At 70.4% G+C, this 13858-nt stretch carries 16 protein-coding genes; 9 read left to right on the top strand and 7 right to left on the bottom strand.

Features of this window, described 5'->3' with window-relative positions:
- Positions 1-12: 12 nt before the first annotated feature.
- The 4 genes from JAP66_RS09590 to JAP66_RS09575 all read left to right on the top strand — a co-directional run bounded on the left by JAP66_RS09590 (position 13) and on the right by JAP66_RS09575 (position 2257).
- A complete protein-coding gene (locus tag JAP66_RS09590; RefSeq protein ID WP_199431288.1) occupies positions 13-696 on the top strand; it encodes a metal-dependent transcriptional regulator in 684 nt (227 codons plus the stop codon).
- Positions 697-813: 117 nt separating this feature from the next.
- Positions 814-1173, top strand: a complete 360-nt coding sequence (locus JAP66_RS09585; protein WP_199431287.1) for a transcriptional regulator — start codon at positions 814-816, stop codon at positions 1171-1173.
- Positions 1174-1263: 90 nt separating this feature from the next.
- The gene (locus JAP66_RS09580) at positions 1264-1869 is read left to right on the top strand and encodes a hypothetical protein (protein WP_199431286.1); all 606 of its coding nucleotides are present in this window, start codon (positions 1264-1266) and stop codon (positions 1867-1869) included.
- A gap of 1 nt (position 1870) precedes the next feature.
- Positions 1871-2257: a hypothetical protein gene (locus tag JAP66_RS09575; protein WP_307849503.1), complete on the top strand. Its 387-nt coding sequence runs from the start codon at positions 1871-1873 to the stop codon at positions 2255-2257.
- A gap of 7 nt (positions 2258-2264) precedes the next feature.
- Here the strand turns inward: JAP66_RS09575 and JAP66_RS09570 are convergent, their stop codons facing one another.
- From JAP66_RS09570 to JAP66_RS09550, 5 genes are all read right to left on the bottom strand, one after another.
- A complete protein-coding gene (locus JAP66_RS09570; RefSeq protein ID WP_199431285.1) occupies positions 2265-2906 on the bottom strand; it encodes a putative glycolipid-binding domain-containing protein in 642 nt (213 codons plus the stop codon).
- A 71-nt stretch (positions 2907-2977) separates the two neighbouring features.
- Entirely contained in the window at positions 2978-4123 is a 1146-nt protein-coding gene (locus tag JAP66_RS09565; protein WP_199431284.1) for a sulfotransferase family protein, read from the bottom strand.
- 15 nt (positions 4124-4138) lie between these two features.
- Positions 4139-4915, bottom strand: coding sequence for an SDR family oxidoreductase (locus JAP66_RS09560; RefSeq protein WP_199431283.1), 777 nt, complete (start codon positions 4913-4915; stop codon positions 4139-4141).
- Complete coding sequence (locus JAP66_RS09555) at positions 4915-6084, bottom strand: hypothetical protein (RefSeq protein ID WP_199431282.1); 1170 nt, start codon at positions 6082-6084, stop codon at positions 4915-4917. Before JAP66_RS09555 ends, JAP66_RS09560 begins: the two co-directional genes overlap by 1 nt.
- A gap of 21 nt (positions 6085-6105) precedes the next feature.
- A complete protein-coding gene (locus tag JAP66_RS09550) occupies positions 6106-6591 on the bottom strand; it encodes a nuclear transport factor 2 family protein (protein WP_199431281.1) in 486 nt (161 codons plus the stop codon).
- Between the two features lie 60 nt (positions 6592-6651).
- On the opposite strand from JAP66_RS09550, the gene cysD reads away from it, so the two are divergent.
- The 4 genes from cysD to JAP66_RS09530 are packed head-to-tail and all read left to right on the top strand — an operon-like array spanning position 6652 to position 10631.
- Positions 6652-7563 (top strand): sulfate adenylyltransferase subunit CysD, encoded by a 912-nt coding sequence (gene cysD, locus JAP66_RS09545; protein ID WP_199431280.1) that lies wholly within the window; start codon positions 6652-6654, stop codon positions 7561-7563.
- A complete protein-coding gene (gene cysC, locus JAP66_RS09540; protein ID WP_199431279.1) occupies positions 7563-9383 on the top strand; it encodes an adenylyl-sulfate kinase in 1821 nt (606 codons plus the stop codon). Before cysD ends, cysC begins: the two co-directional genes overlap by 1 nt.
- Positions 9380-10168 carry a 3'(2'),5'-bisphosphate nucleotidase CysQ gene (locus JAP66_RS09535; RefSeq protein WP_199431278.1) on the top strand — a complete coding sequence of 263 codons (789 nt, stop codon included), beginning with the start codon at positions 9380-9382 and terminating at the stop codon, positions 10166-10168. Before cysC ends, JAP66_RS09535 begins: the two co-directional genes overlap by 4 nt.
- Complete coding sequence (locus tag JAP66_RS09530; RefSeq protein WP_199431277.1) at positions 10128-10631, top strand: pyridoxamine 5'-phosphate oxidase family protein; 504 nt, start codon at positions 10128-10130, stop codon at positions 10629-10631. The genes JAP66_RS09535 and JAP66_RS09530 overlap by 41 nt, the downstream gene beginning before the upstream one ends.
- Positions 10632-10692: 61 nt before the next feature.
- Here JAP66_RS09530 and JAP66_RS32890 read toward each other — a convergent pair whose 3' ends face one another.
- Positions 10693-11166 (bottom strand): hypothetical protein, encoded by a 474-nt coding sequence (locus tag JAP66_RS32890; protein WP_307849502.1) that lies wholly within the window; start codon positions 11164-11166, stop codon positions 10693-10695.
- A gap of 200 nt (positions 11167-11366) precedes the next feature.
- Between JAP66_RS32890 and JAP66_RS09520 the strand changes: the two genes are divergently transcribed.
- A complete protein-coding gene (locus JAP66_RS09520) occupies positions 11367-11990 on the top strand; it encodes a DedA family protein (protein ID WP_199431276.1) in 624 nt (207 codons plus the stop codon).
- Between the two features lie 32 nt (positions 11991-12022).
- Here JAP66_RS09520 and recQ read toward each other — a convergent pair whose 3' ends face one another.
- The gene (gene recQ / locus JAP66_RS09515) at positions 12023-13852 is read right to left on the bottom strand and encodes a DNA helicase RecQ (RefSeq protein WP_199431275.1); all 1830 of its coding nucleotides are present in this window, start codon (positions 13850-13852) and stop codon (positions 12023-12025) included.
- Positions 13853-13858 lie beyond the last annotated feature (6 nt).

Below are 13858 nucleotides of genomic sequence, written 5' to 3'. Positions count from 1 at the left end.
ATCGTGGGGCGCATGGCTGAGACCTCGAACCGGCGATCGTCGTCCATCGAGGACTACGTGCGTGCGATCTACGGCCTGGCCGAGCGCGGCGAGGCCGTCACCAACACGTCGCTGGCGACCAGGCTGGAAGTGAGCCCCTCCTCGGCCTCGGGGATGGTGACCAAGCTGTCTCAGCAGGGCCTCGTGGCCCACGTGCCGTACCGCGGCATCGAGCTCACCGGCGAGGGCACGGCACTGGCACGGGCGGTGCTGCGCCGGCACCGGCTGATCGAGTCGTACCTGGTATCCGAGCTCGGTTACACCTGGGACGAGGTGCATGTCGAGGCCGACCAGCTCGAACACGTCGTCTCCGACCTGCTCGTCGAGCGGATGGCGGCGAAGCTGGGCAACCCGGTGCGCGACCCGCACGGTGATCCGATCCCGGCCGTGGACGGCAGCGTCGAGGAGCTGTCGACCCGGCTGCTGGACGAGCTGCCCACCGGGGCCGTCGGGAAGATAGTGCGGGTGTGGGACACCGATCCGGAGCTGCTGCGTTACCTGTCCGAGCACGCCATCGGGCTCGGCGAGCGGATCGAGGTCGTCGAGCGGCAGCCGTTCGGCGGGCCGATCGTCGTGAAGGTCGGCCCGCAGCCGGAAGCCGCGACGCATGCGCTCGGCAAGGAGATCGCACAGGCCCTCTCCGTCGCCGTGCGTTAGCGACCGCGTGCGCTTCGTCGAATGTCCATTGTGGATTCTCGCTGGCGCCCTCCTGCCCTTCCGGCGGGCGCCGGAAAGTCGTAGGCTACTTCGGTTCCTTCTAGGGCTGGAGCAGTGATGGCCGGTCAGCGAACCCCTCAGGCCGATCAACAAGGCGGCGGCGCGCCCGGACTGGAGTCGCTGCTGGCGACCGGCCCGTTCGCGGAGGCGCTGCGGGCGGCGATCCGGCGGCGAGGTCTCGGGCTGGAGCGAATCCAGTACCGGTTGCGGGCCTGCGGGGTGCCAGTCAGCCTCGCCACGCTGAGCCACTGGCAGTCCGGCCGGTGCCGCCCGGAGCGGCCGGAGTCGCTGGCGGCGCTGCGCTGTCTCGAAGAGGTGCTCGGCGTGCCGCGTGGCTCGCTGGTCCGGCTGCTGCCACGGCGCGAACGGGCGTACGGGTACCGACATCCGGCGCAACGTGAGAGCCCGGCGCGATAGCTGCGTTCTCTTCCGCGTTTTCTTCCGCGCGACTCGGGGCATACGGCATCCGCGGGGGGCGCCGCTCGACGAACGCAGGAGGAGAGTGCGATGCCCACGTGGCTGGTTGTCGTCATCGTGATCGCCGCTGTCGCCGTTATCGGCGTCGTGGCCTGGCTGGCGTACCAGGAGAGGCAGCGGCAACGTCTGCGGCAGAGGTTCGGTGCCGAGTACGACCGGACGGTCGAGAGGCACGGGAGCAGGCGCGCGGCCCACCGGGACCTCGCGCATCGAGAACAGCGCCACTCGAAGCTGGACATTCGCCCGCTGTCGCCCTCGGCCCGGGAGCGGTACGTACAGCAGTGGGCGCTGATCCAGGAGGAGTTCGTGGACCGGCCCGCCCGTGCGGTGGGCGAGGCGGACCGGCTCCTGGTGGAGGCGATGGCCGAGCGTGGCTACCCGACCGACGGCTACGACCAGCAGGTCGCCGACCTCTCCGTCCGGCACGCGCGGACGCTCGAGAACTACCGCAAGGCGCACAGCACGATGCGGGAGCACGAGCGCACCGAGGCCTCGACGGAGGCGCTGCGGGACGCGATGGTGCGCTACCGCACGGTGTTCGAGGACCTGATCGAGGACGATGCCGGGGACCCGGTCGAGGAGGACAACGCTTCGCGGCCCAGCAGGCCCCGCGGCATGCCGGAGGGTGGTCGTTGACGTGGCACAGCACGAGAGCGCCCCGGGAGCGGGCGACACCCGGCCGCCCGGCACCGCGGACCTGCTCGCCGCGACACGGCCGGACGAGCGGGATTCCGGACCGCCCGGTTCGGGCCCCGGTGACCAGAAGCTGTTCCTGCCCGAGGAGGCGCGGCGGTTCCGGGAGCGCTGGCAGGCGATCCAGACCGGCTTCGTCGACGACCCGCAGCGCGCGGTGCGGGAGGCGGACGAGCTGGTGGCGGCGACGATCCAGTCGCTCGCCGCCACGTTCGCGGAGTACCGGCGCGGCCTGGAAGAGCAGTGGAGCCGCGGCGGAGCGGCCACCGAGGAACTGCGGCTCGTGCTGCGGCGTTACCGCTCGTTCTTCGACCAGCTGCTGGAGCACTGAGGCCGGCTCAGCGGCGTTCGTCCGGCACCACGGCCTCCAGTGGGGCCTCGGTCCCGCCGCGAGGGTGCTCAGGCAGAGCGTGCTGCAAGGCCGGATAGGTCACGACGAGGCCCGACTCGTCGTAGACCAGGCGGCAGGCGAAGTCGAACGCGGGCGCGCGGTAGTCGAAGTGTTGATATGGCCCTTCGTCGTCGATGCGCCGGTACTCCTGCTCCAGTCGTTCGACCGAGAGGTCGAGCGCGCGGACGTAGGCAGCCGGCGCGGAACCCTCCATGCCGACGTGCAGGCCGAATCGGTGAACCGGCAGGGCGTTGGTCACGGCCGAGGACTCCAGGTCCACGTCGAGGCAGCCGTCCAGGTGCGCCGCCGGCTCGCCGTCGACCCGCCAGTGCCCCGGCCCGTCGGTCTCCAGCAGTGTGGACCCCGATCCGCCGCTCCACCGGCCGGTGACGCGGGCCCGCCGAGTAGCCCACGCCGCATCCAGCGCGATGCGGTAGTCGACGATCCAGGCCTGCCCGTCCTCGACCGCCGTGGTGGATCCTTCGAGCAGGTAACCGGTGTCGATGGGGCGGAAGAACACGACCTCGAACCCGGAGCGTGCGCTCTGGTGTGTCCAGGCGGCCCGTTCGGGCAGTTCGGCGAACGGCATGGAGCCACCCTATGCGAGCGGAAGCGCCCGTCCTCGTGAGTGCGCACGCGAGTTAGAACTCGTGTGCGCACTCACGAGGGGACGGGGAAGCGGGCGTCCACCTCCTCTTCGGTGAGCCCGAAATCGGCGAGGGTGTAGCGATGCGCGGGCTTGCGCGCACCTGCCGTGCTCTCCGCGTGCAGTGCCCGCATCGACGCCCGCGCCCCGTCGGTCAGCGGCAGGCCGAAGTGCGCGTAGATCGACTCTGCCGTGCCGATCGGGTCGGCGACGAAGTCGTCGTACTCGACATCGCAGAACCGCGCCGGGTCGTGCCGGGCGCGCTCGGTCACGAACCGGTCCAGCCCGCGCGCCCACAGGTCGAGCTGGTTGCGCCCGATCACCTCGCCCCGGAACGTCTCCGACCAGCCCGCCGACGCCTGCGCGTTGAGGCTGCACACCGAGGCGATCGCGGTGCGCGGCGACCGGTGTGTCTGTACCACCAGCGCGTCGGGGTACACCTCCAGCAGCGCGTCGAGCGCGAAAAGGTGGCTCGGGTTCTTGAGCACCCAGCGCCGGTCGCGGTCGGGCAGGCCGATCAGTTGCAGGTTTCGCCGGTGCCTGCGGTACGCGCCGGTCCAGTCCTGCTTGTCCAGCCACGCCGAGTAGGTGGGTACGTGCGCGAGGCATTCGTAGGAGACCGAGCGCATCGACTGCCGCAGCAGCTGCCAGCACTCCTCGACCATGTCGGCGGACATCGCGTGCACACCCATGAACTCCGGACGCTCGACGTGGTGCCGCTCGTAGCCTGCCTGGATGCCCTGGAAGACCGGGTCGGCCGCCCAGGTCTCCCGCGGCGGACGCGGTTGCGGCACCTCGGTCAGCCACACCTCGAGGCCCTGATGCGCGGGGTCGGCGGTGAGCAGCCGGTGCAGCGCGGTGGTACCGGTGCGGGGCAGCCCGGTGACGAAGATCGGCCGCTCGATCGCGACGTCGGCGTACTCCGGATGCCGCCGCCAGGCCGCCTCGCTGAGCAGCCGCGCGACGAGCGCCCCGCGCAGGAACGTCCGCTTCATCTTGTTGCCGAGCGGTGTCAGATCCGCCTCGCGCGCGTAGGACTCCAGCAGCACGGCGAGCCCGTCGCGGTAGTCGTCGGTGCCGAAGTCGTCGAGCCCGGTAAGCCGGGTCGCCGAGGCGTGCAGGTCCTCGACCGTGCCGACGCTGTCCCTGCCCGTGCTCATCTCGTCCCCCGGGTCCTAGTGGTGGTACTCGCCGCCGTTGACGTCGAGGCACTGGCCGGTGACGGCGCGGGCGAGCGCGGAGGCGAGGAACACCACGGCATCGGCGATCTCCTCCGGCTCAGGCAGCCTGCGCAGGTCGATGGTCGCCGCTGTCTCCTCGTAGACCTGTTCCGGATCGACCCCGCGCTGTTTCGCGAGGTAACCGAAGTAGGCCTTGAGGGTGTCGGCCCAGATGTAGCCGGGGGCCACCGAGTTCACCCGGACCCCCTTCGGCCCCAGCTCGGTCGCGAGGCTCTGCGCGAGCGCGAGCAGGCTCGACTTCGCCATCTTGTACGCGCCGAAGGTGCGCCGGGAATGCCGCAGCACCGCTGAGTTGATCATCACGACCGAGCCGCCCGCCGCCTCCAGCCCCGGGGTGAACAGCCGGGTCAGCCGCAGTGCGGCCAGCACGTTGGTCTCGAAGCCCTTGCGTACCTTGTCCAGGTTCACGTCGAGCAGGTCGGCGATCGGCGGGATGGCGAAGGCGTTGTTGACGAGCGCGTCGACCCGGCCGAAGGCGTCCATGGTGGACTCGACCAGGCGGGCCGCCGAGTCGTCGTCGGTGATGTCGGTGGGCACGGCCACCGCGCGCCTGCCGAGGTCGGTGACCTCCTCGGCCACCTCGTCGAGCCGTGCGGCGGTCCGCGCCGCGAGCACCACGTCCGCGCCCGCGTGAGCGCACCGCACGGCCAGCGCGCGGCCCAGCCCGGGGCCGACCCCGGAGACGACGACCACCCTGTCCTCGAGCAGCATCAGCCGAGCATCCGCCTGGCGACGGCGTCCTGCCGCAGCGCGATCCGTTCGGTCCACTCGGCCGCGCTCACCCGCGCCTGCTCGTAGTACGGGAGCCGCTCCGGCAGCTCGTCGACGCCGACCACCTCGACCTCGGGGCCGTCATCGGGCGTGAGGTCCCGCGACAGGCGCTGCCAGCGGATCTGCACGTAGCCGCGCCGGTGCCCGGTGCGTTCGAGCCAGTTGGCGAGCCCGGGATCGCGCTCGCTGATGACGAACCGGATCCGGCCGTCGGGATCGGTGCGCGCCTGGTCGGCGGTGAGGCTGGTCTGGTGGTTGCTGTAGTCGAGCGAGATGTACCACATGCTGCCCAGCTGGATGCCCTGGTAGGGCGCGTCGGACGCGGGCACGGTGACGATCATGGCCTGGTCGTCGTCGAGGTCGTAGTGGCCCGCCGAGGAGAACTGCGTGGACAGCCCGCCGGGGGTGCGGCGCGGCCCGGTCATCGTGTTCACCGGCAGCTTCAGGTAGAACCACTCGGGAAAGGCGAGGAACGTGCGGAGCCTGCTGAGCAGGATCTTGCCCGCCACGCCGTACCGCTTCGCCAGCGTGTCCTTGCCCTTCGGCGGTGGCGCCGCGCCCGCGCGGTCGGCGCGGCGGATGCGGATCGTGCCCGGCCGCTCGGCGTTCCAGTCGCTGTAGACCTCCCGCACGACGAGCATCGCCGAGCCCGGTCCGAGCACGAAGTAATCGGGCCCGGCCTTGCTGCGGTCCGGCCCGAACCGGAGCTCGAACGAGCCGTCGGCGGCGATCTCGATCGCGCGGTCGTCGAACGCGGCGAGGCTGTCCGGGACGTCGACGGGCGAGTAGTCGCCGTTGAGTACCTGGAAACTCAGGTCCCGCGTGGTGCCGCGCTCGCCGGTGACCACGTACTCGGCGTCGTCGCGCAGGTAGGAGTGGAAGTACAGCGCGTCCGGATTGTCCAGTCCCATCTTCGTGTACGGCCCGGTCGAGCTGACGAAGTAGGGAAAGTCGCGCTCGTAGGCCCAGGCCAGCTGCAACGACGCGCGGATACTGCCCGCGAGGTAGTCGTAGCCCTCCAGCAGGTCCTGCTCGCCGCGGATGTGCGGCGCCTCGTTGATCACCTTTTCGGCCTCGACGACCGCGTCCGCGAATGCCTGCGTCAGCATCTGCCCAGGCTAGAACGTGTTCTAGCTATTGGTCAACGGAGCCGCCCAGCGGTTGGCCGTGAGCTGGAAGCTAGGCAGGTCGTCGAGCGAGAGCATGGCCTCGTACGTGCGGATGTAGCCGGTATGCCGGATACGCCAGGCTCCGTCGTCGCCGCGCTCGTAGGTGTCCTCGTAGAAGGCGGCGCCCTGGATCACCACGCGGTGCTCGGTGGCGATCACCGTGTCCTCGAAGGCCCAGGTGCCGGTGGCCGTTTCGCCGTCGATCTCGATCTCCGGCTGGCCCGCGGAGTGCACGGTGATGATCTCCGGGCCGAGCTTGTCCCGCAGGAAGCCCACGATCTCGTCCCGCCCGGTCAGACGCAGCGGTTCGCCGTAAGTGGGCGTGCCGTAGTCTGCCGTGGCGTCGGCCGAGAGGGTGCCGGCGAGTTCGTCCCAGCGCTTGAGGTCCACGCAGCGCAGGTAGCGGTACTTCACGCGCTTGATTTCTTCGAGGGTGGCGATGTCCATGGTTGCCAAGCTTCCGCTTCAGCTTGACCAGTTGCAAGAACTTGTTCTAATTTCAGCGCCGTGACCACCGCCTACGAGCTGTCCCACCTGCGCACTCTCGAGGCGGAGGCGGTGCACGTCTTCCGTGAGGTGGCGGCGACCTTCGAGCGGCCGGTACTGCTGTTCTCCGGTGGCAAGGACTCGGTCGTCATGCTGCACGTCGCGGCGCGCGCCTTCTGGCCCGCGCCGCTGCCGTTCCCCGTGCTCCACGTCGACACCGGGCACAACTTCGACGAGGTGATCGAGTTCCGGGACCGGGTGGTGGACCGGCTCGGGGTGCGGCTGCTCGTCGCGAGCGTGCAGGACGACATCGACGCGGGTCGCTCGGTGGAGGAGACCGGGCCGGGGGCGAGCCGCAACCGGCTGCAGACGGCGACGCTGCTGCGGGCGATCTCCGAGCATTCCTTCGACGCCCTGTTCGGCGGCGCGCGGCGCGACGAGGAGAAGGCCCGCGCGAAGGAGCGGGTGTTCAGCTTCCGCGATCGCTTCGGCCAGTGGGACCCGCGAAACCAGCGGCCCGAGCTGTGGAACATCTACAACGGGCGCTGCCGCAAGAACGAGCACATCCGCGTGTTCCCGCTGTCCAACTGGACCGAGCTGGACGTGTGGGAGTACATCCTCGCCGAGGGGATCGAGCTGCCCCCGCTCTACTATGCGCACCGGCGGCCGGTGGTCCAGCGCGACGGGATGCTGCTGGCGCAGACCAGGCACCTGACGCTGCTCGACGGTGAGGAGCCCTACGAGGCGAGGGTGCGGTTCCGGACGGTCGGCGACGCCACCTGCACCGGATGCGTGGAATCGGCGGCGACGACTCCGGCGGACGTGGTGGCCGAGGTCGCGGCCACGCGGGTCACCGAGCGGGGCGCGACCCGGGCGGACGACCGGATCTCCGAGGCCGGCATGGAAGACCGCAAGAGGGAGGGTTACTTCTGATGCCGCAGTTGTTGCGCCTGGCCACCGCGGGCAGCGTCGACGACGGGAAGTCGACACTGATCGGGCGGCTGCTCTACGACTCGAAGACTCTCTTCACCGACCAGCTCGACGCGATCGAGCGGACCAGCCAGGCGCGCGGCGACGCCCAGCCGAACCTGGCGCTGCTCACCGACGGGCTGCGGGCGGAGCGCGAGCAGGGCATCACGATCGACGTCGCACACCGCTACTTCGCCACCCCGAGGCGCAAGTTCGTCATCGCCGACACCCCTGGCCACGTCCAGTACACGCGCAACATGGTCACCGGCGCGTCCAACGCCGACCTGGCGCTGATCCTGGTCGACGCGCGCAAGGGTGTGCTGGAGCAGTCCCGGCGGCACGCGTTCCTGGCGAGCCTGCTCGGCATCCCGCACCTGGTGGTGTGCGTGAACAAGATGGATCTGGTCGACTACTCGCGCGAGCGGTTCGACGAGATCCGGGAGGACTTCCGCCGCTTCGCCATGAAGCTGGACGTCTCCGACCTGACGTTCGTGCCGGTCTCGGCGCTGCACGGCGACAACATCGTGCACCGCAGCACGAGCATGCCGTGGTACGAGGGCACCTCGCTGCTGCACCACCTCGAAGAGGTGCACATCGCCTCCGATCGCAACCTGGTCGACGTCCGGCTGCCGGTGCAGTACGTGATCCGGCACGGTGACTTCCGCGGCTACGCAGGCACGCTCGCAGGCGGGGTGCTCAAGCCCGGCGACGACGTCACCGTGCTGCCGTCCGGCTTCAGCTCCACCGTGCGCGCCATCTGGGCGCCGGGTGGCGGGCCGGTCGCCGAGGCGTTCCCCCCGCAGGCGGTCACCGTGCAGCTCGCCGACGAGATCGACATCACCAGGGGCGACGTGCTCTGCCGCCCCGGCAACCGGCCTGAGGTTGGCTCCGACATCGACGCGATGGTCTGCTGGATGAGCGAGCACGCCGATCTCAAGCCCGGTGGGCGCTACGTGCTGCTGCACAACACCCGCACGGTCAAGGCGCAGGTGGCCGAGCTCGACTACCGGCTGGACGTCAACACCCTGCACCGCGACGAGACGGTGCGGGCGCTTTCGCTGAACGAGATCGGCCGCGTCCGGCTGCGCACCCAGGCGCCGCTGCTGTTCGACCCCTACCGCCGCAACCGCACCACTGGCAGTTTCGTCCTGGTCGACGAGGTCACCGATCACACGGTCGCCGCGGGCATGATCACCGCGCCGCACCGTTCCGCCGCGAACGTCGTCTGGCACTCCGGCAGCGTGAGCAGGCAGGAGCGCGCCACGAGCGGCCTGACCGTGTGGCTCACCGGCCTGTCCGCATCCGGCAAGTCGACCATCGCCGCGGAGCTCGAACGCAGGCTCGTCGCGGCGGGCAGGCCCGCCTACCTGCTCGACGGGGACAACCTCCGGCACGGCCTCGGCGCCGATCTCGGCTTCAGCGCCGCCGACCGCGCGGAGAACGTGCGGCGCACGGCGGAGGTCGCGGCGCTGTTCGCCGATGCGGGCGTGATCGCCGTCGTCTCGCTGGTCAGCCCCTACCGTGGCGACCGCGAGCGAGCGCGCACCACTCACGAGGCGGCCGGGCTGCCGTTCGTCGAGGTGTTCGTCGACACGCCGCTGGAGCTGTGCGAGACCCGCGACCCGAAGGGGCTCTACGCTCGCGCCCGCAGCGGCGAGATCACCGGGTTCACCGGCGTCGACGATCCGTACGAGCCGCCGGAGTCGCCCGAGGTGGTGCTGCGCCCCAGTGACGGGGACCCCGCCGAGATGGCCGCCGCGATCCTTGCTTTCCTGGACCGGTGACCACCGACACCCGACTCGCCGCCCGGCTCGCCGACGAGGCCGGGCGACTGCTGCTGCGGATCCGCGCCGAGCACCCGGCCGACGACCCGAAGGCGCTCGGCAAGCGGGGCGACGCCGAGGCCAACGCTCTGCTGCTCGACCGGCTCGCGCGCGAGCGACCCGGTGACGCGGTGCTGTCCGAGGAGTCCGCCGACGACCCGGTGCGGCTCGGGGCGAGCCGCGTGTGGATCGTGGACCCGCTCGACGGCACGCGCGAGTACGGGCTCGGCGAGCGGGACGACTGGGCCGTGCACGTCGCGCTGTGGGAGGCGGGGCTCGGCATCACCGCGGCCGCCGTCGCCCAGCCGTCGTTGCCCGCCGTGTACGCCAGTGACGACGTCAGCACGCCGCCGCGCCGCGAAGGGCGGCCCCGGATCGTGGTCAGCGACACCCGGCCGCCGGACTTCGCGCGGCCGGTTGCCGAGGTGGCCGGGGCGGAGCTCGTGCCGATGGGCTCCGCCGGGGCCAAGGCGATGGCGGTGCTGCGCGGCGAGGCCGATGCCTACCTGCACGCGGGCGGGCAGTATGAGTGGGACTCGGCCGCGCCGGTCGGCGTCGTGCTCGCCGCGGGGCTGCACGCCTCCCGCGTCGACGGCTCCGCGCTGCGCTACAACGAGCGGTACCCCTACCTGCCGGACCTGCTGATCTGCCGGCCTGACCTGACCGAACCCCTACTGGCCGCGATCGCGGCCGAGAGGAGCCGTGATGGCCACGAACCAGCGCGCGCAGATCCGGATGACCGATGAGGAGATCGCCGCGTTCATCGAGCGCAGCCGCACCGTCACGCTGTCCACGCTCGGACCGAACGGCTTTCCGCACCTGGTCGCCATGTGGTACGCGGTGATCGACGGGCAGCTCTGGTTCGAGACGAAGGCGAAGTCACAGAAGGTACGCAACCTGCGCCGCGACAGCAGGCTGACGTGCATGATCGAGGACGGCCTCACCTACGATGAGCTCCGCGGCGTCTCGCTGGAGGGGCACGGGGTGATCAGCGAGGACCCGGACGAGATCTGGCGCGTCGGTGTGAACGTCTGGGAGCGCTACAACGGGCCCTACACCGACGAGGTCGCCCCGATGGTCGAGTTCATGCTGCACAAGCGGATCGTCGTGCGGGTCGACGTCGAGCGGGTGCGCTCGTGGGACCACCGCAAGCTGGGAATGGACCCGCTGCCGCTGGCCGGATCGACCGCGCGGCACGTCCGCTCGTGAATACGAGAACGCGGGTGGCCACCGTTTTCGGCAGCCACCCGCGTTTCGTCTACCGGATTTCTCAGTGCCCGGATTCGGCGACGCACACATCCGGTGCCTTGTTCTCGGCCTCCGTCGGCGCGCCCGGGGACAGCAGCGGAAGGCCGATCCCGTTGAGGGCGTCGGTCGCCTGCACGCCGAGCACGTTGACCTTGTTGTCACACACGCCGACGTTGTTGTCGTTGAGGACGTCGTTGACGTTCACCAGTCCGGCCTGGCCGTTGTGGGGGCCCTCGTCATAGCCGCCCCCGCCGGCGAACGCGGGGGACCCGAGCATCATCAGCCCGGCGGAAGCTGCGGCAACGAATGCGGCTTTCTTCAGCACCTTGAACCCTTTTCCAATCGAGATCGGTTTATTTTGTGCCGTGGCGGCCCGGTGAGCCGCCGACGTCGAAAAAATTACCAGCGGAAAGCTGTCACGGCATTCCTTGCCGAGCCGCCCGGCATTCACTCGGTCCGGCCACGGTCCGATACCGGAGAGTTGTCCGATCACCACCGTCGCGCGGCTGTGTCCAGGAAAATCGGAAGCGCCACAGTACGCCACTTCCGGGTGTCGCCCTACCGAACGTAAAGCGCTGCCCAGAGCGGCGGTTTTCCAAACCACCTGTCTCGGTGGTGCGTTAAATTCGCCTGGTAATTAGCTGGAAAGCGCGAAATGGCACGATAGTATGAACGGTGCCGACCGGAAAGGAACGTATGGCGTGGGTGACGGACGCGCTCGACTGGCTGCAGACCCTGCCGCCGGCCGGGTTGCTGGCGGGCGCCGGCGTGCTGGTGTTCGGCGAGTGCACGATCGGCCTCGGGTTCATCGCGCCCGGCGAGACGGGCCTCTTCCTGGTGGGCACCGCGGCCACGAGCGTGTCCCGTTTTCTCCTCATGTGGCTGGTGACCACGCTCTGCGCGATCGCGGGTGACTCGGTCGGCTACCTGATCGGCCGCCGCTTCGGCCCCCGGCTCCGGGAGACGAGACTCGTCCGGCGGCGCGCAGACGGCTGGGACCGGGCGATGGCGACACTGCGCAGGCACGGGACGTGGGCGGTGCTGATCGCCATCTTCCTTCCGGTGCTGCGCACGCTGATGCCCGCCGCCGCGGGATCCGCGCGGATGCCGTACCGCAAGTTCCTGCCCGCCGTCGTCGTCGGCGCCGCGGTGTGGTGCGCTCTGCACATCGGCATCGGCGCGGCCGCGGGAAAGGCGGCGCGGGAGATCGAGAACGCCGTGGGCGCCGGAAGCTGGATCGTGCTGGGACTGGTGGTCGCCGTGGTCGCCGTCGGCTACCTGGTCAAGCGCAGGCGGGCGAGCGCGGGCAGGCCCTCGTGAGTGGCCACACGAGTTAGAACACTGTTACGCACTCACGAGGGGGGCGTGCTCGGCAGGGTGTTCACCGCTTCCAGGATCTGCTCACCGTACTTCGCGAGCTTGTTATCGCCGACCCCGTTCACCGTGCCGAGCGCGGTCAGCGAGGACGGCGACTCCGTCGCGATCTGCCGCAGCGTCGCGTCGTGGAAGATCACGTAGGCCGGCACTCCCTGCTCCTTGGCGGTGGCCGCCCGCCACGCGCGCAGCCGCTCGAACACCGGCGCCGCATCCTCCGGCAGCTCGGCGGAAACGGCGGCGCGACGGGACTTCGCGGGCTTCGCCGCCCGCTCGGGCTCACGCCGCAGCATGACCTTGCGCTGCCGGTAGAGCACCTCGTCACCGGCCTCGGTGGCCACCAGCGTGCCGTAGTCACCCTCGACGGCGATCATCCCCTGCGCCAGCAGCTGCCGGACGACCCCGCGCCACTCGCCGTCGCCGAGTTCGGTGCCGACGCCGAACACCGAGAGCGAGTCGTGGTCGTGCTGGCCGACCTTGCTGGTGCGCTTGCCGAGCAGGATGTCGATGATCTGCCCGGCACCGAACTTCTGCCCGCGCTCCCGGCGCAGGCGCACGATGGTGGACAGCAGTTTCTGCGCGGGCACCGTGCCGTCCCACGACTCCGGCGGCGAGAGGCACGTGTCGCAGTTGCCGCACGGGGTCCCGCTCTGGCCGAAGTAGGCGAGCAACTGCACGCGGCGGCACTCGACCGTCTCGCAGAGCGCGAGCATCGCGTCGAGGTGGGCGCTCAGCCTGCGGCGGTGCGCGGCGTCGCCCTCCGAGCCGTCGATCATCTTCCGCTGCTGCACGACGTCCTGGAGCCCGTACGCCAGCCACGCGGTCGAGGGCAGCCCGTCGCGCCCCGCGCGGCCGGTCTCCTGGTAGTAGCCCTCCACCGACTTGGGCAGGTCGAGGTGCGCGACGAACCGCACGTCGGGCTTGTCGATGCCCATGCCGAACGCGATGGTGGCGACCACCACCAGGCCGTCCTCGCGCAGGAACCGCGACTGGTGCTTCGCGCGGGTGGGCGCGTCCAGCCCCGCGTGGTAGGGCACCGCGTCGATCCCGTTGCGCACGAGGAACTCCGCGGTGTCCTCGACCGACCTGCGGGACAGGCAGTAGACGATGCCGGCGTCCCCGGCGTGCTCGGTGCGCAGCAGTTCGAGCAACTGCTTGCGCGGCTCGTTCTTGCCGACGATCCGGTACTGGATGTTGGGCCGGTCGAAGCTCGCCACGAAGTGCCTGGCGTCCTCGAGGTTGAGCCGCGAGGCGATCTCGGCGTGCGTCGCCTTGGTCGCCGTCGCGGTCAGCGCGATCCGCGGCACCTCCGGCCAGCGCTCGTGCAGCTCCGAAAGGGCCAGGTAGTCGGGCCGGAAGTCGTGCCCCCACTGCGCGACGCAGTGCGCCTCGTCGATCGCGAAGAGCGAGACCTTGCCGCGGTCGAGCAGCCGCAGTGCCGACTCCGCCCGCAGCCGTTCCGGCGCGAGGTAGAGCAGGTCAAGCTCCCCGGAGAGGAACTCGGCCTCGACGAGCCTGCGCTCGTCCGGATCCTGGGTGGAGTTGAGGAAGCCGGCCCGCACGCCCAGCGCCCGCAGCGCGTCGACCTGGTCCTGCATCAGCGCGATCAGCGGCGAGATCACCACGCCCACGCCCTCGCGTATGAGCGCCGGAATCTGGTAGCAGAGCGATTTGCCGCCGCCCGTCGGCATCAGCACGAGCGCGTCGCCCCCGGCGGTGACGTGGTCGACGATCTCGTGCTGCCCCTCCCGGAACGAGTCGTAACCGAAGACCCGGTTCAGCACGCGCAGCGTCTCGGGCGAAGTCATCGGCCG

The sequence above is a fragment of the Qaidamihabitans albus genome (assembly GCF_016464705.1).
GTDB lineage: Bacteria > Actinomycetota > Actinomycetes > Mycobacteriales > Pseudonocardiaceae > Qaidamihabitans > Qaidamihabitans albus.
This window is presented reverse-complemented; position numbering and strand designations above follow the sequence as displayed.